The 25,377-nt window shown below is 62.0% G+C and carries 13 protein-coding genes; 10 read left to right on the top strand and 3 right to left on the bottom strand.

Features of this window, described 5'->3' with window-relative positions:
* Positions 1–413: 413 nt before the first annotated feature.
* On the top strand, positions 414–2,642 hold the full coding sequence (locus tag IEV99_RS09200) for a VCBS domain-containing protein (RefSeq protein WP_188517350.1): 2,229 nt from the start codon (positions 414–416) through the stop codon (positions 2,640–2,642).
* Between the two features lie 138 nt (positions 2,643–2,780).
* Here IEV99_RS09200 and IEV99_RS09195 read toward each other — a convergent pair whose 3' ends face one another.
* Positions 2,781–3,503 carry a hypothetical protein gene (locus IEV99_RS09195; RefSeq protein ID WP_194483067.1) on the bottom strand — a complete coding sequence of 241 codons (723 nt, stop codon included), beginning with the start codon at positions 3,501–3,503 and terminating at the stop codon, positions 2,781–2,783.
* A 431-nt stretch (positions 3,504–3,934) separates the two neighbouring features.
* On the opposite strand from IEV99_RS09195, the gene rfbC reads away from it, so the two are divergent.
* The 9 genes from rfbC (at position 3,935) to IEV99_RS09150 (ending at position 14,282) form a co-directional block, all read left to right on the top strand.
* Positions 3,935–4,489 (top strand): dTDP-4-dehydrorhamnose 3,5-epimerase, encoded by a 555-nt coding sequence (gene rfbC, locus IEV99_RS09190; RefSeq protein ID WP_188517348.1) that lies wholly within the window; start codon positions 3,935–3,937, stop codon positions 4,487–4,489.
* 52 nt (positions 4,490–4,541) lie between these two features.
* Entirely contained in the window at positions 4,542–5,600 is a 1,059-nt protein-coding gene (gene rfbB, locus IEV99_RS09185) for a dTDP-glucose 4,6-dehydratase (RefSeq protein ID WP_188517347.1), read from the top strand.
* A gap of 4 nt (positions 5,601–5,604) precedes the next feature.
* Complete coding sequence (rfbD, locus tag IEV99_RS09180) at positions 5,605–6,495, top strand: dTDP-4-dehydrorhamnose reductase (protein ID WP_188517346.1); 891 nt, start codon at positions 5,605–5,607, stop codon at positions 6,493–6,495.
* A gap of 16 nt (positions 6,496–6,511) precedes the next feature.
* A complete protein-coding gene (gene rfbA / locus IEV99_RS09175) occupies positions 6,512–7,375 on the top strand; it encodes a glucose-1-phosphate thymidylyltransferase RfbA (RefSeq protein WP_188517345.1) in 864 nt (287 codons plus the stop codon).
* 16 nt (positions 7,376–7,391) lie between these two features.
* Positions 7,392–7,901, top strand: a complete 510-nt coding sequence (locus IEV99_RS09170) for an acyltransferase (RefSeq protein WP_371875783.1) — start codon at positions 7,392–7,394, stop codon at positions 7,899–7,901.
* 479 nt (positions 7,902–8,380) lie between these two features.
* Positions 8,381–9,592 (top strand): glycosyltransferase family 4 protein, encoded by a 1,212-nt coding sequence (locus IEV99_RS09165; protein WP_188517343.1) that lies wholly within the window; start codon positions 8,381–8,383, stop codon positions 9,590–9,592.
* A gap of 96 nt (positions 9,593–9,688) precedes the next feature.
* Complete coding sequence (locus tag IEV99_RS09160; RefSeq protein WP_188517342.1) at positions 9,689–11,923, top strand: Wzz/FepE/Etk N-terminal domain-containing protein; 2,235 nt, start codon at positions 9,689–9,691, stop codon at positions 11,921–11,923.
* 316 nt (positions 11,924–12,239) lie between these two features.
* The gene (locus IEV99_RS09155; protein WP_244643700.1) at positions 12,240–13,400 is read left to right on the top strand and encodes a polysaccharide biosynthesis/export family protein; all 1,161 of its coding nucleotides are present in this window, start codon (positions 12,240–12,242) and stop codon (positions 13,398–13,400) included.
* Positions 13,401–13,505: 105 nt separating this feature from the next.
* The gene (locus tag IEV99_RS09150) at positions 13,506–14,282 is read left to right on the top strand and encodes a hypothetical protein (protein WP_188517341.1); all 777 of its coding nucleotides are present in this window, start codon (positions 13,506–13,508) and stop codon (positions 14,280–14,282) included.
* 33 nt (positions 14,283–14,315) lie between these two features.
* Here IEV99_RS09150 and IEV99_RS09145 read toward each other — a convergent pair whose 3' ends face one another.
* Both IEV99_RS09145 and IEV99_RS09140 read right to left on the bottom strand, forming a co-directional pair.
* Positions 14,316–17,342, bottom strand: coding sequence for a VCBS domain-containing protein (locus IEV99_RS09145; RefSeq protein WP_244643790.1), 3,027 nt, complete (start codon positions 17,340–17,342; stop codon positions 14,316–14,318).
* 193 nt (positions 17,343–17,535) lie between these two features.
* Positions 17,536–24,750: a VCBS domain-containing protein gene (locus IEV99_RS09140; protein WP_188517339.1), complete on the bottom strand. Its 7,215-nt coding sequence runs from the start codon at positions 24,748–24,750 to the stop codon at positions 17,536–17,538.
* Positions 24,751–25,377: the final 627 nt, after the last annotated feature.

Here is a 25,377-nt window from a genome sequence, read left to right as displayed (position 1 = left end):
GGTATGCAGCCCACCTCGTTGAACGAAGATCCTTGCCCTGAAACACGCCATTGAGGTCGATGCTCGGGCTCACCGAGATGGTTGATCGATGTCTAATCGCGTTCGACGGAACGCCTCTTTCGACAGATCTGGGTTTCTACGTATACCCGCTTCTCTCCAGACACATTAGCGCTGTCGGAACAATAGCTTGGCGCATCCTTGTATATCCTCCCCCGATGATTAGATCGCCCGAGATTTGCGCAAGCTTAGTCACCGCAATTTGACCACATACTCTGTTAACCATAGCCATACGACCATGAAGCGAATCACCAACGATCGCGAATGTATCTGATCTATGCCTGCTGAATTTGGATGGGGGAAACGTTGTAATGAAAGCTACTGCCGAACTGACTTCAATCGCGAACAACAATGGCATGTCATCCCTGCCCGCCGTCACCGGAAATGTGGGCGCGACCACCGCGCCGAACGCGATGAAGTCTTTCAAGGCTCTTGATGCCGCCGACGGCGTTTACTACGCGAAGGGCATCAACACGCTGGCGATCACAAAAAACGGGGCCGTATTCGACGGCGTCAATTTCTCCGGCGTTCAGCTCAACGTTCAAGCCGACAACGTCGTGTTCAAGAACTGCTATTTCGATGCGCGCGTAGGCGCCTACGGGATCAACGCATTTCCAGGGTCGGACAACCTCACCGTCGATCACTGCACGTTCGATGGGCTGAAGCTCAACCGCGCCTACACCGATTTCGTCAGCTCGCGCGGGCTTAACACGACAATCACCAACTGCGCGTTCCTGAATGCGCCAGAGGACGGGTTGAGCATCGTCAGCGGCAAGATCGCGGGCAACTACATCGCCGGGGGAGCCTATCACTCCACCGCCCATTCAGACGCCATCTACATCGCAAAGACGCTTGGCCCCATCGTCATCCAGGACAACATCATCGACTGGCGCACGTCCGGCGCCAACAACGCCCTGCGGGTGACCGGCGAAGGTGGCGACGTCTCCAACGTGACGGTGACGCGCAACATCATGCTAGGCGGCGGGTACACCGTGCTGGTGACCGACGGCGCAACGTTGACGCATACGGCGGCCCAGATCGGCTCCGTCACGAAGGTCAAGGTCTATGACAACGTTGTGGACTTTGGCAGCTTCGGTAACCTGTACTCGCAGGATCGCCCTGCGGACCTGGTCTACGCCGGCAATCATTATGCAAGCGGACCGCTGCAGCACGCGGGCGCATCCTCGGCGGCGGCCGATCCGGCTTCGTCGCTCCTGAACAATTTGTGGGCCACCACGGCCGGGCAGACGCTGAACGGGACAGGCATCGCAGACCGCATCCTCGGCGGAGGAGGCTCAAACCTAATCCAGGCCGGCGCCGGCGACGACGTCGTGCAGGGCGGCGCCGATCGCGACTACATCAGCCTTGGGGCGGGACGTGACCGGGTGAAGATCTCGTCCTGGAACGATGGCCGCGACTTTGTTTCGGATTTCGTGCACGGGCAGGACCGGCTGGACCTCGCCGCGCTTGCGGGAACGGGCGTGAAGGTTTCGGACTGGACGTGGGTAGGCTCAAAGGGCTTCACTGGCGCCGCCTGGCAGTTGCGGGCGTCGACCACGAACGGGACTACGGTGGTTCAGCTCGACCGCAACGGCGACCTCACCGCGGACTTCTCGATCGACCTGAAGGGCGCGGTCGCGCTGTCGCTCTCGGACTTCATTCTAAGCCACAACACGGCCGTCAGCGCGTCACCCGCGCCGACCCCTCCGGTAATCCCCGCGCCTCCCACGAAACCCGCGCCAACGGCCGACGACGCCCATGCGCCTACCGTCGCGGCAGGCGTGGTCGCGACCGCCCTGGCCGAAACGGCCGCAAATTCCGGCAAAACGAGCTACGCCCACAAGACCGGCGTTTTCAATTTCTCGGATTTGGATATCGGCGACGCGCACCACGTCTCGGTCACTAACGCGGGACCCAGCTATGTCGGTGGACTGAACGCATCGGTCCAAACCCAAGCATCTGGCTCCAAGGCCGGCGCGGTGCAGTGGACCTACGCGGCGACCGAGCGCGCGCTGGACACGCTCTCGGCTGGCGAGGTGGTGAAGCAAACTTTCAACGTCAAGATCGCTGACGATGACGGCAAGTGGACCAGCAAGGCCGTCGTCGTGTCGCTGGCAGGCTCCGAAGATGCTCCAAACATCCGGGGTGCAATGACGGCGAACGCCTATGAGGGCCAGTCGACCACCATCCGCAAACAAGGCGCGCTTGCGTTCAACGACGTGGACCGCAAGGACACGCTCACCACGTCCTTGATCGACAAGAGCGTCCATTTCACCGGCGCGGCTGGGCAAGACCTGACCAACCATCTCACGAAGGCGCAAATCGCTCAGTTCGAGAACGCCATCCAGTTCAAGGGCGCAGCCCACGGCAACGAGGGCAGCGGACAGTGGTCGCTCAACCTGGCGGATTCCGCTGTCCGGTTCCTTGATCTGCGCGAGACGCTCACGATTCACATGACTGTTGGGGTTCATGACCAGCACGGCGGCCACGCCGAAGCGGAGGTCGTGGCGACGATCAGGGGCGTGAACGACGATCACCCCACGCTTCACGCGGCCAACTTCAGCGCGGACCTGCTCCTGATTTAGGCGCGCGCCCAATCACTCAAACAGCGTCGGGGCCCTGCAGCGACGTCGTCGGCACACAAGGCAGCGCCCGCGCAGCTTTCATCACGTGATTGACCGGGCAATGGTCGCCGCCCGGTCGCAGACGGAATCCGTGGACGGCTAAGTCTTGGACGCCCGGCCGGGTTCAGCCGGCTTACGACGGCGCAGACGCCACCAGGCCGCCAGAGCGCCCGCGACGGCCAAGCCGGACAAACCGGTTCCCGCCTCGGGGGTTGGCACCGTTACGACGGGCGGCCGGGAACTCGAGACGACGCTGTTCGCGCTGGACACAAAGGAGCGCTGGGCCGCCTGGGCGAAGCGAGCGCCGGAAATGGCGAGACTAGCGATGCCGCCCCCCTGCTTGGCGCCATTCGAGCCAGCCTCGCCGACGCCACCGCCGACAAGTGAAGCGTTGGCGCCGCCAAGCGGGCTCGATGCGGGTGCGGAGGATGCCGCGACACCCACCGCCGCCGTCGAGACGTCGCCGGTCGCCTGTCGGAAGGCGCTCAGCACATCCGGGTTCGCGACGGCGAGGACGACTTCCTGGAGACGCTGCGCAACCTCCGGCTGGGCCTTGGCGCAGGCCAATGTCACCTGCCCCATGGCGGCGCCGATCGACGAGCGTTGGTCCGGGTTGGCGGTCGCAGCCAAGGCCAACATGGACTGTGCGAGATCCGTGTTGGCGAGCAGGAGATCGCGCACCTGCTTCACCAACAAGCCGCCGCCTTGCGGATTGCTCGTCAAAATTCCTGTCGGGCTCGTCGAGAAGGCGTCCAGAGCCGCTGCGCCAGCCTGGCCAAAGGCCGAACGGCACTCGGCCCCCAGGGCGCCCGCGCCGCTCATTGAGATTGTCGCCGAAATAACCGCAATTGAAGCGAGGAGCCGCATCATCATCCTTAATCGCTTAACAGTCCGCCACACAGATCGATAAGATACGTCTGCAACAGAGATGCCAAGTATTTCAGTTAAATTATCGACAAAAGCGTTTGATTTAGACGCATTGTTGTTGCGTATCGGTCACATTTTGAACCACTCGCGAAACGAAGCTTGCGCGCGACGCTAGCGTTGGGCGGTCTCGAAAAACACCGCCAAGGCGCTCCGCCCGCGGCATGCGCTTGGAAGGCCGCTTCCTTGACGACGCCCCGGCTGCACGGGTCCGGAACCGTCAAGTCTCGGCCGAATCGGCCAGCCCGGTTTGACGCACTGCAAAAACGAGGGTAAATGTCTGAATGTACAACTTTTAGCGAATTGGCGTTGATGAGGCCCACAGCAAGATGAAAATTTCGGAGCTCGAAATTCCAGGCCCTCTGCTTGTGACGCCACAAGTTTTCAGCGATGATCGAGGCTGGTTTTCTGAGACATTTCGTAAAGATGTTCTTGTCCGCGCCGGTGTGGATTGCGAATGGGTGCAGGACAATCAATCTTTTTCCGTTCATGCCGGGACGGTTCGCGGTTTGCACTTTCAACTGGAGCCATTCGCCCAAGCGAAACTCGTCCGCGTGTTAGCCGGCAGCATCCTCGACGTGGCGGTCGACCTGCGGCGCTCCTCCCCGACCTATCTTCGCCACGTGGCGGTGCGGCTCGACGCCCAGAAGGGCGAGCAGCTGTATGTTCCGACGGGCTTTGCCCACGGGTTCTGCACCCTCGAACCGAACACAATGGCCGCATACAAGGTCAGCGCTTACTATAGCCGCGAGCACGACCGAAGCCTGGCTTGGAACGATCCGGAGATCGGCGTCAAATGGACGGTGGATCTGGATGCGGCGGTACTTTCCGACAAAGACCGAGCTGCGCCCAACGTGAAAGACATAGGCCCGGTGTTCGCCTGACGCTTGCCGGACGGGGAGCACGTCGCGGATCGCGACAGAGAGAGAATTGACCATGCGCATATTAGTCACCGGCGGTTGCGGGTTCATCGGATCCGCCCTGGTTCTCCACCTCGTTCAGAACCTTGGCCACGAGGTGTTGAACGTCGACGCGGTTACGTACGCGGCGAACCCGATCTCGCTCAGTCCGCTGCAGGGCGATGCGCGCTACCGCCTGGTTGAGGCCGACATCTGCGACACGTCGCGCATGCGCGCGCTGACATCTGAGTTCAAGCCGAACGCGGTGATGCATCTTGCGGCCGAGAGCCACGTCGATCGGTCGATCACGAGCCCGGGCGCTTTCGTGCGCACGAACGTGGTCGGCACCCAGTCGATGCTAGACGCGGCCCGCGCCTACTGGGACGGGCTGCCGCCTGGCGACAAAGACGCATTCCGCTTTCTTCACGTCTCGACGGACGAGGTCTACGGCTCGTTGGGGCCAGAGGGCTACTTCACCGAGGAAAGCCGCTACGATCCGCGATCCCCTTATTCGGCGTCCAAGGCAGCGTCGGACCATCTGGCCCGCGCATGGGGGGAGACCTACGGCCTGCCGGTGCTGATCTCCAACTGCTCGAACAACTATGGGCCGCGCCAATTCCCGGAGAAGCTCATATCGCTGATGATCCTCAACGCGCTCGCCGGCAAGCCGCTTCCGGTCTACGGCGACGGCCAGAATGTGCGCGACTGGATCCACGTGGAAGATCACGCGCGGGCGCTTACCGCCATCCTCGAGCGTGGGCGTGTCGGGCATACGTACCTGGTCGGCTCGCGCTCGGAACGCACAAACATGCAAGTCGTGCATGCACTCTGCGCGGCCTTTGATGCGTTGCGCCCTGAAGCAGGCCCGCACGAGAAGCTGATCACGTTTGTGACCGACCGACCGGGACATGACCGGCGCTATGCGATCGACCCGTCCAAGGTCGAGCGAGAAACGGGCTGGAAGCCCCAGAAAAGCTTCGAGGATGCGTTGCGTGAGACCGTCGCGTGGTACCTCGCCAACGAAAGCTGGTGGCGCCCCATTCAGCAAGGCGTCTATCAAGGGCAGCGCCTTGGCCTCGTGGCTACGCGGGCCTGAATCGATGCGCATCCTGATCCTCGGCGGCGCCGGCCAGGTCGGCCTGGAATTGCAGGCTTACCCTTGGCCCGAAGGCGTCATCGTGGACGCCCCAAGCCGGGCAGATCTCGATATCGCTGACGAAGCCGCGGTCAAACGCCAGTTCGCCAATGCTCCCTACGGAGTGGTCATCAACGCAGCCGCGTACACGGCCGTGGACAAGGCGGAAAGCGATGTTGTGGCGGCTTGGCGGCTGAACGCGCTGGGCCCCGCCATCCTTGCGGCTGCCTCGGGCGCTGCCTCGATCCCCATGGTGCACGTCTCGACGGACTACGTCTTCGATGGCTCAGCCGCCCATCCTTACGACACGAGTGATCCAGTGCGCCCGCTTGGCGTATACGGCGCGAGCAAGGAAGGCGGCGAGCAGGCCGTGCGGACGGCGAATCCGCGGCACGCGATCGTGCGCACCGCCTGGGTGATCAGTCCGCACCGGGCGAATTTCGTGAAGACGATGTTGCGGCTCGCCGCGGATCGGCCGTCGCTGCGCGTCGTGGACGATCAGTGGGGAACGCCCACCATCGCCTCCGACCTGGCTGCCGCCTTGGCCCGGATCGCCCTCAGACTCGCGGACGATCCTGCCGCCCCGACCGGCGATTTTCACTTTGCCAACGAAGGCGGGGTCACGTGGCGCGGGCTCGCCAGCGAGATTATGGCTCAGTCCGCCGCGCGCGGCGGCCCTTCGGTCCCCGTCGAGGCGATCACCACCGCCGATTTCCCGACCCCGGCGAGACGGCCAGCCAACTCCCGCCTGTCCACCGCTCGCATCGGCGCCGCTTTCGGCGTGACGCCGCGACCCTGGCAGGATGCGTTGGGCGATGTGATGGACATTTTAGTCGGCCCACGCCGGCCGGCATAAACAAAGGAACTTTTCCATGAAGGGCATTGTCCTCGCTGGCGGCTCTGGCACTCGGCTTCATCCCGCAACGCTGGCGGTCAACAAACAGCTTCTGCCGGTCTACGACAAGCCGATGATCTACTATCCGGTGTCGGTGCTGATGATGGCAGGGATCCGCGAGATCCTGATCATCTCATCGCCGGAATATCTCGACAACTATAAACGCCTGTTCGGCTCCGGAGAACAGTTTGGCGTCGACTTCTCGTATGCCGTCCAGCCGAAGCCCGAGGGGCTGGCCCAGGCGTTCATTATAGGACGCGAGTTTGTTGGCGACGACAGCGTGGCGTTGGTGCTGGGCGACAACATATTCCATGGCTCCGGCCTCATTCAGCTGCTCAACCGTGCCAAGAGCCGAAAGCAGGGCGCGACAATTTTCGCCTACCACGTAGAGGATCCCGAACGTTACGGCGTCGTGAGCCTCGACAGCTCCGGCAAGGCCGTGAAGATTGTCGAGAAGCCAACCGAGCCCGAGTCAAACTGGGCCGTAACGGGTCTCTACTTCTACGACAATGCCGTTCTGGACATTGCTGCCGCGGTCAAGCCCTCCCACCGCGGCGAGCTCGAGATCACGGACGTCAACAAGGCTTACATGGACCTTGGGGCGTTGCACGTCGAGCTGATGTCGCGCGGCTTTGCATGGCTCGACACAGGGACCCACGACAGCCTGTTGGAAGCCAGCGAGTTCGTTCGAACGATCCAGCACCGGCAGGGCATGCAAATCGCGGCGCTCGAAGAGATCGCCTTCCTGAATGGTTTCATTGACCGGACGCAATTGCTTGAGCGCGCCGCCCTGTTCGAGAAGACGAGTTATGGACGAGCGTTGAAAAAGCTTGCCGGTTGAGCCCCCGCAGCCGGTCCTGCTTCATCGAGAGAAACTGCCAATGCGAAGCCTGAATCAGCTTATCAGGGTTCAGCGTGTTCTGGTCGCGATCAAACGCGCCTATTACACGCGCTTCTGGGGCATGGACATCCACCCGACCTGCGTGTTCTCGCTCAGCGCCCGGTTCGACAAGACGCATCCGAAAGGCGTCCACGTCGGGGCGGAAACCTACATTGCGTTCGATGTCGCGATCTTGGCCCATGACATGACCCGCGTGCTGCAGTGCCACACACGCATCGGGAACCGCTGCTTCATCGGAGCTCGCAGCATCATCCTTCCCGGCGTGGAAATCGGGGACGGATGTGTGATTGGCTCCGGGAGCGTCGTGACAAAGAGCATCCCAGCCGGCTCGATCGCGGCAGGGAATCCGGCCACGGTGCTCCGCTCAAACATTGAAGTGGGGCCGTTCGGGCGTTTCACAGCTCTGGTCGACGAAACGTTGCGCCGTGAACGCGACGCGACGCTGCAGGACCGAACCGAGGCATAGAAATTCGTCGTCGGTTCGCCACCTTTGACGCTTAAACGGCTTGAATTGGCGCTTTCGTCAACGTCCTACGACCCCGAAGCCCGCGCCTTGCGAGCGACGATTTCCGACAGGCTCAACTGGGCCGTTTCACGCCCTCGAACCTGAAGGGAACTGAGCCGATGCAACGCTTCGCCTGCACCCTCGCGCTCCTTGCGTTTGTCGCGATTCCGCAATCCGCATCCGCCCAGAACAACACGCCATGCCGACTGGGCGATCCGGTGAGCCGTCGTTGCCCTGACAGCCCACTCTATAACCGGCGGGGGGTGGACATTCGCCCCACGGATCCTTCACCTGCCTTCCGCAGCACCCCGTTCCAGTCACCATTCGGCTCAGGTGAGTCCCGTCCTTCGCAGCAGGAGCAGCTGCGCCGTCGCAACGGCTCACCGCAGTGAGTGCCGCGCCAAAGGAACCCCTTTTGATCACTTGTTTAAGAGCCTGAGATGAGCTTGAACGTTTCACCCCGCGCGCCCTCATGCGTCATCGTTGTCGAGAACCTGCCGGTGCCGTTTGACCGCCGCGTCTGGCAGGAAGCACAAGCCCTGAAGGCTGCCGGATGGACAGTGACGGTCATCTGCCCATCGACCGATCAGTATCCGCTCAGTTTTGAAACGCTCGACGGCATCGATATTCATCGGCATCCGTTGCCGATCGAGGCGCGGGGAGCCCTAGGCTTCCTTGTCGAATATGCCGCTGCTTTGTTTCACGAAGCACGTTTATTGGTGAAGGTGGCCAGGAAAACGGGCTTCGACGTGATCCAGGCCTGCAATCCACCGGACCTGATCTTTCTTGTGGCATGGCCGTTCAAGCTCTTCAGCAAGCGTTTCGTGTTCGACCACCATGACGTTTCACCTGAACTATTTGCAGCCAAGTACGGGAAAAAAGGTTTCCTGCATCGATTGCTTTTGGTCGCCGAGCGCCTGACTTTCGCGACCGCGGACCTGGTGATCTCGGCGAACGATACGTACCGCGACATCGCGATTAAACGGGGCGGTAAGGACCCCAACGACGTCGTGACCGTCTACAGCGTGCCCGATCGAGACCGGTTGCGAAGGGTGGAGCCTGACCCGGCGGTCAGGTCCCAGGCTCAGACGATCCTGGGCTATGTCGGCATCATCGGCGATCAGGACGGCGTCGATCACCTCGTGCGGGCGGCGCACCTGCTCAAGACCCAGCATGGCGTCACGGGATTCAAGACGGTGATCGTTGGCGACGGCCCTGCCCTACCCGGCATACGGAAGCTGGCCGAGGAGCTGGACGTCGGCGACGTCGTGTCGTTCACCGGCTATCTGTCCGGCAATGCGCTGCTGGCGCACCTGAGCGCGTTCGACATCGGCGTGATCCCGGACCCGGTGAACGAGTACAACGACAAGATTTCGATGAACAAGGTCTTCGAGTACAGCGCGCTCGGCATTCCGATCGTATCGTATGACTTGACGGAAACCCGCCGGCTATTGGGGGACGCCGGCAACTACGCCGCGACGCCGGATCCGGCCGGGCTGGCGGAGGCCATCTTCGGGCTTATCGAAGCCCCGCCCCTGCGGGCGGCCAAGGCCGCTCAGGCGAAAAGCCTCGCGGACGCATCGTTCAGTTGGGAGCGGGAATCCGCAAAATACGTCGCTGCGTTCAACAGGCTGGTTAAGATTCCTGACTGAAACTGGGCCGGTCACTAAGATGCCGCTAAGCTACTGCACTGTTCGCAGTGAACGCCCATTTGATTCCACCCCAGCCACGCGAGACCCTGACCGCTAATGCTCGACTCCACCCAGCGCGGGACCTTTAGGCGAATCAGCGCCGTCGATCTCGGCCGATCCGAGGCGGGCGACATCTCGTTCTTCGTGGGCGTGGCGCGTCGGCGCAAGCGTCTGATCTGGGCTGTCGTCGCAGTCGCGGTCGCTATTGGCTTCCTGCTTCTCGTGCTTGTTCCGCCCACCTTCAAAGCGCGGGCGGTGGTTCTGATCGACTTCAAACGTCTCGCGGCGCTGGAAGAGGATTTCTCGACGTCTAGCGGCCGCATCGACAGCTCCGCGGTGCTCAGCCAGATCGAGATTCTGAAATCCGAGAGCGTGATCGACAGGACGGTGGTCGCGGAGAAACTGGACGAAGATCCGGAATTCATCGGCAAGCCGAGCCTGCTAACCAAGATTCTGTCCTGGATCGGCGCCGCTACCAATCCTACCGACCTCCCACCTGACGAGCGTCGTCGGCGAGCGTCAGAAGCCGTCGTTAAAGCGCTCGCGGTGGACCGGATTGACCTCTCGTACACGATCTCGATCGATTTCGTGGCCCGAAGCGCCGAAAAGGCGGCAAGGCTCGCGAACGCAATCGCGGCCATGTACATCCAGGACCAGCTGCAGGCCAAGCGCGAAGCATCCGAGAAGGCGAGCACGTGGTTCAGCGAGCGCATCGCCGAGCTTCAAGCCGACGTCAACACCGCCGACCGCAAGGCCGTGGAGTACAGGCTGCGCAACAACATAATGAGCAGCGATGGTAAGTTCATCGATGAGCAGCAGCTCTCCGACCTCAGCCAAAAGCTTGTTCAAGCCCGCCTCATGCGCGTCACCGCGGAGGCGAAGGTCGAGCAGATCCGCCAGATTCTCGCGAACGGCGCGACGCAGGGAACGCTCGTCGACGAGTTCTCCAACGAGGTCATCGTGCCGCTGCGCAACGCATATCTTGAGGCCAAACGCACGGCGGCGGAGTTCTCGCTTAGGTACGGCGCAAACCACGACTCGGTCGCCAAGGTGAAGTCCAAGATGAACGAGCTCGAAAACGCCATTGCGGATGAGTTCAAACGCATCCAGCAAGGCGCAAAGAGCGACATGGAAATCGCCCGTAGCCGCGAGCAGACGCTCCAGAGCGAGCTCAGCGAACTGGCGCGCGCATCCGCCGATGCTCAGGGCGCCCGTGTGGAACTTCATCAATTGGAAAGCGGCGCGTCCGCGGTGAAGAGCATTCGCGACACCTTCATGTCGCGGTATGTCGAAGGAATCCAAAAGCAAGGCTTCCCGATCACCGAAGCCCGCGTCATCACCAAGGCCTTGGCTCCGCAGTCGCCGTCGTTCCCGACGCCGGCGAAGTGCCTGGGGGGCGGAGCGCTTCTTGGCCTGGGCTTCGGCTTCTTTCTGGCCATAAGCCTGGAGGCGTTTTCCAGCGTGATCCGGACCAAGCGGCAAGCCGAAGATGCGGCAATGGCTCCATGCATTGGCTACCTGCCGCTTATCCCGCCGCAAGTCGGCCTCAAGCCGCCGCCTGAACAGGAGGGAGAAGGCCAGCGCGCCCGCCGGAGCCCCCGGCTCTCGTTCGTGGCCCGCGCTCCGTTCAGCCTCTATGCGGAAACGCTTCGTTCGTTGAAGGTGTCAGTCGACCTCAACGCCTCCGCCAAATGCTCGATCGTCGCGTTCACGTCGTGCGCTGGCGACGACGGCAAAACGACCGTGGCTGCGAACTTCGCCGAGATTTGCGGCCTTGACGGCGAGCGTGCGCTGCTGATCGATCTCAACCTTCGCCGGCCTGCCATGTCCAACATGCTTGCGCCGCACGCTCAGGCGGGCATTCACGAGGTACTCACCGGCGCCGCGCGGTTTTCTGATGCGATCTTCTCGACAGATCGTCCGTCGCTATCCTTCATGCCCGCTCTCGCCCACGGGCAGAGCGCGGCAGACATGGGCGCGTCGCTTGACGTCAACGCGCTGCGCAAGCTGCTTGAAGCAGCGCGCCTCCATTTCCGCTATGTTATCCTTGACCTGCCGCCCGCTGGCGTCGTGGCCGAGCCTCGCCTTATCTCCAGTCTGATCGACGGGTTCGTGCTGGTTCTTAAATGGGACAAGACCAAGGCCAGCACGGTCCGCGACTGCCTACGCGCCAACATCGAAATCGCGCAGAAGCTGATCGGGACCGTCCTGAACCAGGTGAACACTGAAGGGCTGCTCCTGTCGCAGGACGCGCACGCCCAGGAGTCCTCGTATCTGACATATCACTCGTGAGCATTGACCATTGCAAGCCACCGAGCCGACACGCGCCCGCGCGTCACAATTGTTCGCCTCCGTTGCATCAATATAGCCCCAGGCCGCCACAGGGCTTATAAGCACTATCCTTAACGGCCATGTAACCATAAGAAGTAACGGCATTTAGCGTCTTGGTTTGTTTTAACCCGCCCTCCCACATGATGCCTCCGGTGTGCCGGATGCGCCACACAACCAGGCATATTCCGGCCGATCCATTTACTCCGACTCGCTTGTGGGCGTGTTGGCCTGTATGGGTCAAGGCTGGCTATGTGTCGTCGCGTTTAGGATTCCGCTTATGAACGACCCATTACCGAAAATGCGCGTCGCTTTGCTAATTGCAATGACGACGCTTTCGGGATGTGACACGCTTCCGACAGGCGGTCCGCAACTGCCCACCCAGCCAGTCTCGACCGATCCGCAAGTTATCCTGCCGCATTTCATGGTGGTCGCTAATCCGTCGGTTGCAGCCGTCGCGTCTGCGGGCAGGGATTTCGGCGGCCTGGGCTCGTTCGCGTCTCGCGGCGGCGCGGCCGATATTCGTCTTGGCGTCGGCGACGTCGTGAGCGTCACAATTTTCGAGGCGGCCGCCGGCGGCCTCTTCATTCCCGGCGAGGCGGGCTCGCGCGCCGGCAACTTCGTCACGATCCCGGACCAGCAGGTTGATCGCCGCGGCACGATTTCTGTTCCTTATGCCGGCCAGATACCCGTAACAGGGCGCCGCCCTCCCGAGGTGCAAGCCGAAATCGAGTCCCGTTTGCGCAACCGCGCGATCGAGCCGCAGGTGGTCGTGGCGCTGAGGGATCAGAAAGCCACGCAGGTGAGCGTTTTGGGTGAGGTGAACCAACCCGCCCGTCTCGCCGTGAACCCTGCGGGCGAACGCATACTGGACGTCATCGCCCGCGCAGGCGGCCCCAAGGGTCAGGGTTACGAGAGCTTCGTTACGCTGCAGCGTGGCCCGCAAAAGCGGTCCGTTTACTTCAACCGGATCGTAAACGATCCCACCAACAATATTTTTGTCAATCCCGGCGACACCGTCTATGTGTACCGGGAGAACCGCTCTTACGTCATCCTTGGCGCATCGGGGTTCAACGGGAAGTATAACTTCGAATCCGAGCAGATGACGGCTGCCGAAGGCGTCGGCAAGGCTGGTGGCCTGCTTGATGAGCGCGCCAATCCTTCCGCCGTTTACATCTATCGCACAGAGCCACGTGCCGTGGCGCAGCGGCTCGGCCTTGACCTGACCGGCTGGCCGGCCGGTGACGTTCCGATCATCTACAACTTCAACCTGCGGAGCCAGGATGGGATGTTCACGCTCCAGCAGTTCCAGCTGCGCGACAAGGACGTGATCTTCATCGGCAACGCTCAGGCGGTGGAGCTCGCGAAGGCGCTGAACATCATTCGCATCGGGGTTGCGACGGTGAACGAAGGCAACAGCGTTCGCTATCTGAACCGGTGACCGAAATGCGGCCGTGCGCCCGACTGGACGCGCGGCCGACTTCGTCAGTCTAGTGGGAAACGGCCTCAGGGCCGCACGGATGCGGTTTCGCAAGCATTGACTGCCATGACCCAGCCCATCACGATCGTTTCATGCTCAAACTCCAGAGAGATTCTCGAGCAGAACCTGCTGCGCTCCCCCGACGTCGTCTCCGGCGCATTGCCCGTTCGAGTCATTAAGGGCGCCCGTTCGGCCGCAGCGGCCTACGCGGCGGTGATCGCTGATCCACCCTCACCCGTGCTGGTTTTCGCGCATCAGGACATCTATTTCCCGGCAGGATGGGCGAGCAGGCTTCGCGAAGCCATGCAAATGCTGGACGCCACCGATCCTTCATGGGCCGTGATCGGGTGCTATGGCGCTCGACAGGACGGATCTCAGGCTGGCTATCTTTATGACACGTCGTCGAGAAGGTTGCTGGGCAGGCCATTCGGCGCACCCCAAAAGGTCGCCATGCTGGACGAGATCGTTATCGTGGTGCGCGTCGCGGGCGGAGTGAATTTCGATCCCGCGCTTCCTGGCTTTCACATGTACGCCACGGAACTCGCCCTTGCCGCAGCGCACGCGGGCCGGGGCGTTTACGTCGGCGACATGCCGGTGGTGCACAACTCCGCTTCGGTCCCCACGTTGGACGCCAGCTTCGGAGCCGCGTGGCGCTTCGTCAGCCGCAAGTGGCGCTCTGCGATGCCGGTTCCGAACCTGATGTGCCGCTTCATGACTGGGGGCGATTGGCCGCTCTGGCGATGGCGGATCCGCAACAAAATCATGCTTATCACCGGTAAGCGGATCCTTTATGAGCGTGTGCCCGACCCGACCGTATACGCGCGATCGTCCGGCTTCGAGTGAAGCCGGACGATCGGTGGTTGGACCCTCGGCAGGTCAGACCAGCAACAAATCGGCGCCGTGGGCCATCGACGTGAAGTGCGCCATCGGATCTTGGTCATGGCTTAGCGTGATCGTCACATCCTGCTTCGCGATGCCGCCATGCCCGTCGTTCAGTGTCACCGTATAGGTCTGGACCTTGTCGGCGGTGAGTTTTCCGAGCAGCGCATCATCAACCTGGAACGCCCAGGATAGCGAGCTGGCGCCACCGGCGCCCTCAGTGATGACGGCTTTGAAAGCACCGACATAGCCGGCTTGTGTCGCGCGAACGGAAACTGCCTGATGATCGGTCAGATCGGCGTCGAACACGGCGAGAGAACCGACCTCCTGATGGAGCGTCCCACTCACCAGGTCATCGGTGGATCCGAAGTGCACCGACCCACTGACATCGCTGGCTTTCGGGCTAACAAACACCGGGGCGTCGTTCACGCCCTTCATGATCACCAGCACGTCACGCGTCGCGACGCCACCTTGGTGGTCGTCGACCTGAACCTTGGTCGTCAGCGTAATGGTGTCGTTTTGACCAAGGAAGTCCAAGTCCTTGTCGGAGGCCGTGTAGACCCAGGTCGCCGAGCCCTTGTTCGTATTGAGATCACCGGTCGGCAAGCTGAAACCGGCTTTGATGGCCGCCATCTTCTCCGGCGAGAGCATTGACGTGACGTCGAGCCCGGCTGCGGTCTTGAGGACCAACGACTGGTCGATGACGGACGTCGTCAGACGATCATTGGTGTCAGCGTCGGCGAAGGTCAAAACACCCGACTTGCTGTAGCTCGACGCGGAGCCCTCGTACCATGTCGCTTGCGACGATCCGGTGATCGTCGGGCCATCGTTGGCCCCCGCGATAGTGACCGTGACGTTCTGCTGAACGACGCCGCCCTTGCCGTCGCTGATCGCAACAGCATAGACTTGAGTGATGCTCTCGTGAGCGCCCATGCCATTGATGACGCGGTCCAGCGCAGTGAACGTCCATTGCACTGCGCCGTCCTGGCCGCCTGTGCTGTCCTGTGCGACGTTGGCGGTGAGCGTGCCGATGTAGCCTCGCTGGCCTGTCACCGTCACTGAATGCCGGTCTGTGACGTCTAGATCAGCGAACTTGAGCGCGCCGGCTACCGACTGCCATCCGAGACTGTTGGACGGCGCATCCGACTCCACGAGCGTGGCCGCGACTTTGCTTGACTGCAGCAGCGTTGGCCCATCATTCACGCCCGTGAGCGTGAGCACCACGTCCTGGCTGACAGTTGCGCCCTTGGCGTCGGTCGCCATGACCGTGCTGGTGAGCGTCAGCGTCTCATTGGCGCCTAGCGCTCCGACGGTCGAGGCGAGAGCGCCGTAGTTCCATGTCAGGCCACCAGCGCCGCCGGCGATTGCGCCGGAAGAGAGCGTGAAGCCTGCCTTGAAGGCGGCCAGCTGGCTCGCCGTGAGGTATCCCGTCGCGTCGCCGCTGGCCGTCGTTAAAGTCACCGTTTGCAAGCCGACCTTCAGAGTCACGGCGTCCTTGTCGGCGTCAGTCACCACGAGCGCGCCCGACCCGGACAGGCCAACCGATTTCGTCGCGGCGAATGCCCCGCTCGTCACGCCTGTGAGCGTCGGGGCGGTGTTCACCACCGGCGGCGCGGGAGGCGTTGGGGGCGCGGGAGGCGTAGGCAGATCCTTGCTGTCGACGAGGATGAAGTCGGACATCTTGACCGGCGCGATACCGTTCAAGTTGATCTCGAAATCGGCGTTCATGTCGCCATTGACGTCCAGTTGCACCGTTGTCGTGCCGTTGGCGACCTTGTACCGCAACTGCCATGCCTGGCCGGTGAACTGCTCCGTTCCAGTCCAGGACCACCCCGCCAGTGTTTTTGGCGCCCCGGCGAACTGGGCGAGGTAGATTTTGTCTTCGCCACGGGTGAAGTCCGATAGCCAGTCCGTACCGTCGGCCGTGGATTTAAACACGAAGATGTCGCGCCCAGCGCCGCCGCTGATGTAATCGCGCCCACCGCCGCCATAGATCACGTCATTCCCGGCGCCGCCTTCGATCAGGTTGGATCCAGCGGAGCCGACAAGGTAATCGGATCCCGCCGTCCCGACGACGCGGTCGGTCGATCCGACGGCAATCACGGTATTCAGGCTCGATAGCTCGGGCAGCGCGCCGACGGATGAGGCGTCCGGGTGAACCGGCATGCCGCTCGCGTTGTGATTGCCGGTGTAGACGAGGTCGGCAGGCCGGCTGATCTGATACAGAGAGCCGAAACCGCCATAGTCGACGACGTTGTCGATGATGCGGACGTCGGTCACCTTTCCGACCTGGCTGGCCGTGTGGGTCAAAGTAGCGCCGTCGGTGACCAACACCGAGAAGGAGCCGCCCAGGATGATGTTCTCCTGAACAAGGACGTCCTTCACCGCCCCGCCCTCGCCGGTGATGCGGATGGCGTTGTTCGTCGACGCGGGCGAGTCCGAAGGAGCGCGCCAGTCGATGATGTTGTGCTCGATGACGACCGGACCATTTGTGCTGCCGATCCAGATCCCGTCCGAATGGGCGCCGGTCATGTAGCCGCCGCCTACGATGTAGTTGTCGGAGACCTTGCCGCTCTGGATGCCGATCACGTCGGCCGGCGCATCCTTGAACACGTTGTTCGTGATGACCGTGTTGAAGCCACGCGAGCTGATGAACTGATTGTAGGCCTTGTCCATTTTCAGGCCGTCGAAGGTGCTGTGATCGACCGTGAGATTGGACGTGCCCGGCAGCGCGTTGATGGCGTAGACGCCGGCTTTTGCGTCAAAATTGCAGTTTGTGAAAGTTACGTCGTTGACCTGAACGTTGATCGAAACGCCGCTGAAATTAATGCCAGAAAACGTCACCCCAGGCTTCGTGATCACCAGAGTATTCAGAGACGGCGCATAGTAAATTCCGTCGGACGGCTTGAGCGTCAAGAAACTCCGCATATCGGCGACCGATTTCGTGGCGCCGACGTCGTTGTTCAATGCCGCGAGATCACTCATTCCATTCTGGGCAGCAATTTGCTGCAGGTCACTCGCCATCGCCACGCGGAAGTCCCCCGATGTTCAACTGTGGCGTTCAATGAAACGCCTTCTGGGGACAGTTGTGGCAGAGCGTTTTTTATTACGCGTTTAGTCCTTACAAGCAATTTTACAGGTATGCCGATTCATTGTGCGGTAACCAAACAAGTTCGCTTAACAACATCGATTAATTGCGAGGCGGGAAGCAAAAGCCTTACACGATGATGATATCGCTGGCGTGAAGATCGGACACATAGCCGAAATGCGCATAGGTGGTCAGAATGTGCTGGCCCGTCGCGTCAAACGAACTCCAGACGAGGTTGTTCGTCTTCGTGTCTAAAACGAACATCTTGTCGCCAGCCGTTTCGGCCGAGCCGGTCTGGAAGCGGTCGGGCGTTAGGGCGCCGGACGAGAGGCCCACGGCTGCGCTGCTCACCTTGAGCGAATCCCACCCGCCAATGAACGAGTCGACAATCTTGGGAGTGGTCGGCGTTGTCGGGAACGTAAACTGGTCGGCTGACTCGTGCGTCAGGGCGATGCTGATATCCTGCTTGGCGCTGCCGCCCTTTCCGTCGCCGACGGTGACGGAATAGGTCTGCACACGATCTCCGGTGAATTTCGCCAGCGTTGCGTCGTCGATGTCGAAGCTCCAGTCCACGATGCCGCCGCCCGGGCCATCCGTGATCACCGCTTTGAATGCGCCAAGGTAGCCAACCGCGGCCGCCTTGACCGTGACACCGTGCGCGTCGGTCAGGTCGGCATCGGTGAAGGACAGCGAACCAGTCTCATGATGCACGAGCGCGCCGCCGACGCTGGCCAGGTCGACGTTGGCTCCTTGGGCGACCTTGCCGTCAAGCCGCGCGTCGTTGACCGGCGCAGGGGTGAACATGGGAGCGTCGTTGACCCCCTTCATGGTGATGACGACGTCACGGGTGGCGACGCCGCCATTGTGATCGTCGACCTGCACAGTGGATGTTACAGTGACCGAGTCATTCTGCCCCAGGAAGTCGACGGCTTTATCGTTGATCGCGTAGGTCCAGGTCGCTGTCCCCTTGTTGGAGCCGAGCTCGTCAACCGGAATTGCAAAGGCCTGCTTCAACGCGGTGATCTGATCGGCGGACATCAGACCCGACACATCGATGCCCGCCGCATTCTTGAGCACGACGGTTTGCTTCGTCACGCTCACGACGAGCTTATCTGTAGCGTCGACGTCGGCGAACGTAAGCGCGCCGGACTTCAAATAGGACGCAGCGCCGCCTTCAAACCAGGTTGCGGAGGCCGCCCCGGCGATCGTCGGCAAGTCGTTGCCACCCACGATCGTCACGACCACGTCCTGCTTGGCCACGCCACCTTTCCCATCCGCCAGGGTCAGGGTGTAGGTCTGCTGGAGCGTCTGGCCGTAGGCGAGCGCGTCCAACGTTCGTTCGAGAGCGGTGAACGACCACATGACCAGGCCTTGACCGCCCGAAACCGTATCAAACGTGATGCTTGCGGTAAGGGCTCCAAAATAGCCTGACTTCGCCGGAGCCACGGTCAGCGTATGCTGATCGCCGGCATCGGCGTCCTTGAAGGCGACCGCTCCTTGGACGACCTGATAGCTCTCGTCGCGTGTGCGGTCCGCGAGTTCGGTAAAGGTGGCCGTAGCGCCGCCGGTTGCTGTGAACAGGGGCGAGTCGTTCACGCCTTTGAGCGTCAGCACGATGTCGCGCGCGGCGAGGCCGCCTCGCCCGTCATCGACCTGCACGGACGACGTCAGCGTCGCGGTCTCGTTGGAGCCCAGGACATCGAGGATCGAGTCGGATCCGGCAAACGACCAATCGACCAGGCCGCTCGGCCCGCCAACCTGGCCGTTTTTGATCACGAAGGCGTTCTTGATGGCGTTGATCTGGGCGTCGGAGAACAGGCTCGTCGTGTCGGCGCCCTTGCCGTTGATCGCAGCGAATGTCTGCTTCGCCACGCTCACGGTCAGCTGGTCGTTCAGGTCGGCGTCCGACACCGTGAACTGGCCGCCCGGCATGTAGGAGCCCGGCGCGTTTTCGGTCACGGTGAACGCACCGCCGCCGCCCATGATCACGGGAGCCGTTTGCGTACCCTTTAAGTCGAGTTGCAGCTGCGAGGTCGACGTCGCGCCGAAGCTATCCGAAACGACGAGCGAAAATGCGTCGACCACGCTCTTGCCCACGTAGCTCGGGAGCGCCGTATAGGAATAGGCGCCGTCGGACTGCACGGTCAAAGTCCCGTACTGTCCCTGAATGGCCTGGCCGGCGAGAACCGTTACGCCGTTGACCATCACCGAGGCGACCGTGAGCGCGTCTGCGTCGGCATCCGTCACCTTGGCGAGAACGCCCTTATCGGCCGCCACCGAAAGGCTCGCGGCGGACTGGAGACTGTTGGCGATCACGGCCGCGGTCGGAGCGCGATTCAACACGATGTCGAGTACGGCGGCGTTGTTGGCGCCCGTGTTGTCGCCAACCACATAGGTGAAGCGCTCGGTCAGGTGGGCGCCTTGCGGCCCGACCGGATCCGTCACGGTGTAGCGGAAGCCACCATCGAAGCCCATGAAGAGTTTGCCGTATAGGCCTTGGGTGACTTGGCCAGACAGAAGTCCGGTCTGGGAAACGGCCTTCACGATCAGGGCGTCGCCATTCGGATCGACGTCATTGGCGAGGACGCCGTTGACGCCTGCCACCATGAGGTCCGTGCCCGGCACGGCCGAAACCGCGAAGCTGTCAGCCACCCCGATGGGCGCGCCGCCTTGCCAGCCTGCCCCGCTCGCGAAAGCGTCGCGACCCTCATCCGCTCCTGTTTGAAGGAAGTGCAGCAGGGGATTGAGACCAGCCTGGGCCACATCCGGATTGGCCGCGAGATAGCTTGCCGCATCGAAATCAGCGGATGGGTTCAGTCCCTGCCGCCAGCCTGCCGTCATGTAGTGCTGGAGCGGATCGACGCCTGCGGCCGCGACGGCGGGATTCTGCGCAAGGTAGAAATTCACATCGAAATAGGCGTTCGGATTGAAGCCCGATTTCCAGCCTGACGTGAGGTAGTGCGCGTATGGATCGGCGGCCGCCTCCGGGTGGGCCAGCACGTAGAACTCGGCGTCAAACCCAGTGGCGCCGACATCCCCGACCACCGCATAAGCCTTCCGTCCGGCCGCAGCCCCAACGGTCAGGAAATGGGTCAGCGGGTCGAGGCCGGAGGCCGCGGCGTCACGATTGTGCAGCAGATAAAGGCTGGTGTCGAACGACGCGCTCGGATCCTGGCCAAGCTTCCAGCCCGTGGAGGCGTAAAACGAGAGCGGGTCGACGCCCTGCCCGGCTGCGGCCCCGAACGTCGCCATATAGCCCTTCGTGGAGAAATAGGCGTTCGGATCCAGGCCGAGGGTCCAGCCCGTCCCATAGAAATCCGCCTCCGCGTCGTGGGCGGTGCTTGCGCCCCAGCGGACCGGGTTGCGAAGAAAGTAAAAGAGATCGTCGACCAGCGGATCCGCATCCGCGCGCGTGATGCTTCCGTCAGCAAAGGCAAAGCTGTTCAGCCCGGTAACCGGCGCCAGCGCACCATCGGCATCCCGAAGCGCCACATCGCGACCGACGATCACCAAATGCGAGTCGCTGAACGACGCTGACGTTGTCAAGCTGCGGGACACAAGGTCCACTCCCTGCCCCGCCCACAAACCATTGAATTGAGTAGCTGCGTCGGCAGTATGCTCGAGGACGAGGTTATCGCGGCTGAACGGGATAGACCCAACAAAGTCGATCTTGTAATCGGCGAATGTATCGCCGTTGACGTCGAACTGCAGGCTCGACTGGCTCGCGCCCTGGACGAACCGAACCTGATATTTGTCGCCGGTGAAAACGGCCCCGCCAAGCCAATTCCATGATTGAGATGTGAGCCCGAGCGCACGGAACTCGACAACGTCCGCCACGTCGATCTTGTCCATGGACACGTCGAATTGGCGGATCAGGTCGTTCATCTCTCGGCCGGCTCTGTATACGAACGTGTCGGCGCCGCTCGAGCCGAAGAGGAAGTCGCGTCCTGCGCCTCCCTGGATGACGCTTCCGTGCGCGCCGGCGTAGATGACATCCTGCCCTTCGCCACCGACGAGATAGTTCGCGACATCGCTTCCCTGGAGCGTGTCAGCTCCGGTTGTGCCGAGGACCGCACTGAGCGACCCGAAATTGAGGGAAGGCGTGCTCGAAAGCGCCCCGAAGGCTACGAACCCGTTCAGGTTCAGGTTGCCCGCAATGATCGTGTCGGCAGGCCGGTTCTGCCAGTCGATCGGCCCGGTTCCAGCGACGTCGATGATGTTGTCGATTATGGACACGCCTGTCACGGATCCGACCTGATCGGCTGTATGCGTCCAGGTCGCACCATCCGTGACGGTGATGGAATAGTTTCCGCCGATCATGGCGTTGTTTCGGATCATGACATCCGAGACGTCGCCCCGCTCACCGGAAATACGAACGACGTTGTTGGTTAAAGCGCCCGGCTCGGCGCGCCAATCAAACGCGTTGTTTTCAATCAAAACTGGGCCGGTTGTCTTGCCAATCCAGATCGCGTCGGCATGAGTTCCTGGGTAATACCCGCCACCTTTGAAGTAGTTATTGGCGATTATCCCGCTCTCGATGTAGATGCCGTCACTGGGCGCGTTCAGGAAGACGCTGTTGGTGATCGTGGTCCGCTCGGCCGCGCTTGAAATAAAATCGGGGTACCCCGTCGCCCTCTTCAGCCCATCGAAGCTGCAGTGGTCGAGAGAGATGTCGTGGATGCCGGCCCCAATATCGACGCCTGGGCGCCCGAGCGAACCCGACGAGTCGAACAGGCAATTGACGAACGAGACGTTGCTGGCCGCCACCACGACCTGCGACCCACGAAAATCGATCCCGTCGAGCGTCGCGCCATCCTTGTCGATCCGCACCGTCACCGGGCGCAGGAAAGTCGTGCCGTCGTTCCCGCCCAGGTCGAGGTAGCTGCGCAAGGCTGCGGCCGGCAGTTGGCAACCGATATCGCCGTTTGACGTCGGACTCGTCAGGATGGTCTTGTTCATCAGCTCGGCGGTGTGGTCCTTTGCTTGCCAGCTGGCGTCCTGCCCCACCAGCGTGATCGTGACCGGTTTGACGACCGCTTCGCCCGTGGGCCCATTCGCGGCGTCGAGATCCTGGACAACGACGTTGACGGTGATCTTGACGGTCTCGCCCTTCTCGAGGAACGCAAGCTTTGAAGCCGCCGCGTCGAAACTCCAGTTCACCGAGCCCTGATTGCCCGCCGTGCTTGTCGACATCGACAGGTTCGCGGCGAGCGATTTCGCCAGCGAAAGGGCGCTGGCCTGGTCAGCCGTCAATTGCTGGGATGGCAGATCCGAGATCGAGCGTCCGGCGGCGTCCGTGAAGGAGACGGATGCGGGCGTGAACGAAACTTCAAGATGGTCGGTCTGGTCGACATCGGCGAGCTTGAGCGTACCACCCCGGTGGATCATCGACTCCGACGCGCTGGGCGGCAACTCGTACACCGTCGAGCCCACAAGGCCGGTTATCACAGGAAGGTCGTTGGAGCCGGTCAGAACGACATCGACGTTCTGCTTGGCGACGCCGCCCTTGCCGTCGTTGACGCTAACCACATAGGTCTGTTTCAGCGTTTGTCCGGCGCCCAAGGCGTCGACGATCTTGTCGGCAACCGTGTACGTCCACGCGACCGAGCCAGGCTGGGCGCCAGTGCTGTCCTGAACGAGTCTTGCGGAGAACGTTCCGACATATCCGGTTTGGGAAGCAGCCGAAGCGACCGTGTGGGCGTCCCGTTGATCAATGTCGTAAAAGGCGAAAGAGCCGCCCGCCTGCATATTGATCCCGGAGCTCCGCGCTGCGGTATCCGCGAGGGTGGCGGTGAAGCTCGAGGTTTGGTCGATGATCGGCGCGTCGTTTACGCCCTTGAGGGTCATGACGACCGTCGTAGCCGCTACGCCGCCCGCGCGATCGTCGACGCTCACCGCGTTGGTCAAGGTGACGGTTTCGTTGAGACCTAGGAAGTCCAAAGCACTGTCGGCCAGGCTGAACGACCAGCCGAGAGACGCTTTGTTAACGCCGAGATTACCCTGCGGAACGGTAAAAGCCTGCGTCAGCGCCGCGACCTGCGCCGACGTCAAGGTGGACGTGATGTCTGCTCCGGTCGCTGACTTCGCGACAAGGCTCTGGCTCAGTGACGCCAGCAGTTGGGCGTTCGCGTCCGGATCGGCCACCGTGATGGTCCCCGTCCGCACGAAGGTTGGCGCGCTTCCTTCGACGAACTGTACGGAGGTGGGTCCAGAGATCGTCGGTGCGTCCTCTGACCCCGTCAGAACAATCACCACGTCCTGCTTCAGCACGCCACCGCGCCCGTCGCTGACGTTGACCGTATAGGTCTGCACGAGTTGCTGCCCAGGCCCAAGGGCGTCCAAGACCCGGTCCTGAACGCTGTAGGTCCAGGTCACCACGCCTGTCCCGCCGCCGGCGGTGTCGGTCGTCAGAACTGGGCTCAGCGTCCCCAGATAGCCAGCCTGTTTAGGCGTGACGCTGACCGAATGCTTGTCGGTCAGGTCCAGATCCGTGAACTGGATCGAGCCTTGCGACGATTGCAAGGCAATTCCCCCAACGGTGTTGGCCGCTTCGGTGATCCCGCCCGAAACGACCGAGCCGGTCACGGTGACAGGCGCGTCGTTCGCGCCGCGAAGGGTAATCACGACGTCCGCGGTGCTCGATCCGCCCTGATTATCGACAACCTTGACGGTCGTTACGATGGTGGCGGTTTCGTTGGATCCGAGGAAGTCGAGCGGCGAATCGGCGATCGCGTAGGTCCAGGTCTGAGACCCTTTGCTTCCCCCGAGAGCGCCGACCGGCATCGAAAACGCCTGCTTGAGCGCTTCGAACTTCTCGGCGGCGAAGCTGGCGGTGATATCCTGGCCGGCGGAGTTCTGCACCTTCACGGTTTGGCCAAGGATGGAGGTCGTCAGCAGATCCGTGGCGTCAACGTCGCTGAACGAAAGCGTTCCGGACCTTGTGAACGACGCCGCGGAGCTTTCAAAGATCGTCGCGCCTGCGAGTGAGCCGGTGATGACCGGTTTGTCTTCGGCGCCGGTGATCGTCACCGCGACGTCCTGCCTGATTATCCCTCCTGCGCCATCCGAGACGGCGAGCGTATAGACCTGCGTGACCTTCTGGCCGGCTGCGAGCGCATCAAGCGACTTGTCGGTCGTGGTGAAGGTCCAGTCGATCCGGCCAAGGCTGCCGCTGGCGCTCTCGGACGTGACCGCCGCAGCGAGAGATCCCAGATAGCCGCCTGCTTTCGGGGCGATCGTCAGGGAATGGACGTCAGCCGGATCAAGGTCTCGGAAGGCGAACGCGCCTTTCGCGGTCAGCACAGTCGCGGCATCGCCCGTGACATTCGGGACTTCCAGAACCACTCCGGAAATCTCGCTCGGCAGCGGGGCTGCCCCAGGCGACTGGAGGCTCGATACAGTGGGTGCGTTCGTCGGCAAGCAGCGGACCTCGTTCACAGCGGGGCTAGCGAAGCCCGCTTAATTAATTGATAACTACGTCAAGCGGCCTGTCGGTTGCAACCAAGTTAAACATCTCCGGAAAGAAATGGGAAAGTAAGTAAACATTGTGACTGCGACGCAACGGTCCCGTAGCGTGCAGGCGTGGTTAGCTGCTCTGATTAAGGTAAATTTCGCAGATCAGCTCGCGTCTGGACTTGTTAATGGCGCAATCCCCGTTAGGCACTCTGGGGCAGCGACAATCGCCAGAAGACCTGAGCCCGTTGACGCTAGACCTGCCGTTCGCAGAACTATTGACCAATAATAGGCTGCAGTGGCGCGGATGCGAGGTAGCTCTAAGGTGAGTTGACCCCGGAAGGCGTAGGCTAAGTTCTCGCCAGGCTCCTTCAAACGGCCAAGGGCTGCGGCATTCCAGCCTTGCGGACGCGCTTCGACCATGACGACGCGACACTTTTCTCGCGTTGCTTCGATCATCGGGGATGCCGCGTATTCGGACGTTGTGACGCTCCACCCCTCCGCCACGAGGGAGCGGCC

Source organism: Alsobacter metallidurans, from assembly GCF_014636935.1.
Taxonomy (GTDB): domain Bacteria; phylum Pseudomonadota; class Alphaproteobacteria; order Rhizobiales; family Beijerinckiaceae; genus Alsobacter; species Alsobacter metallidurans.
The sequence above is the reverse complement of the archived record's forward strand: the minus strand, read 5'-3'. Positions and strand labels throughout refer to the sequence as shown.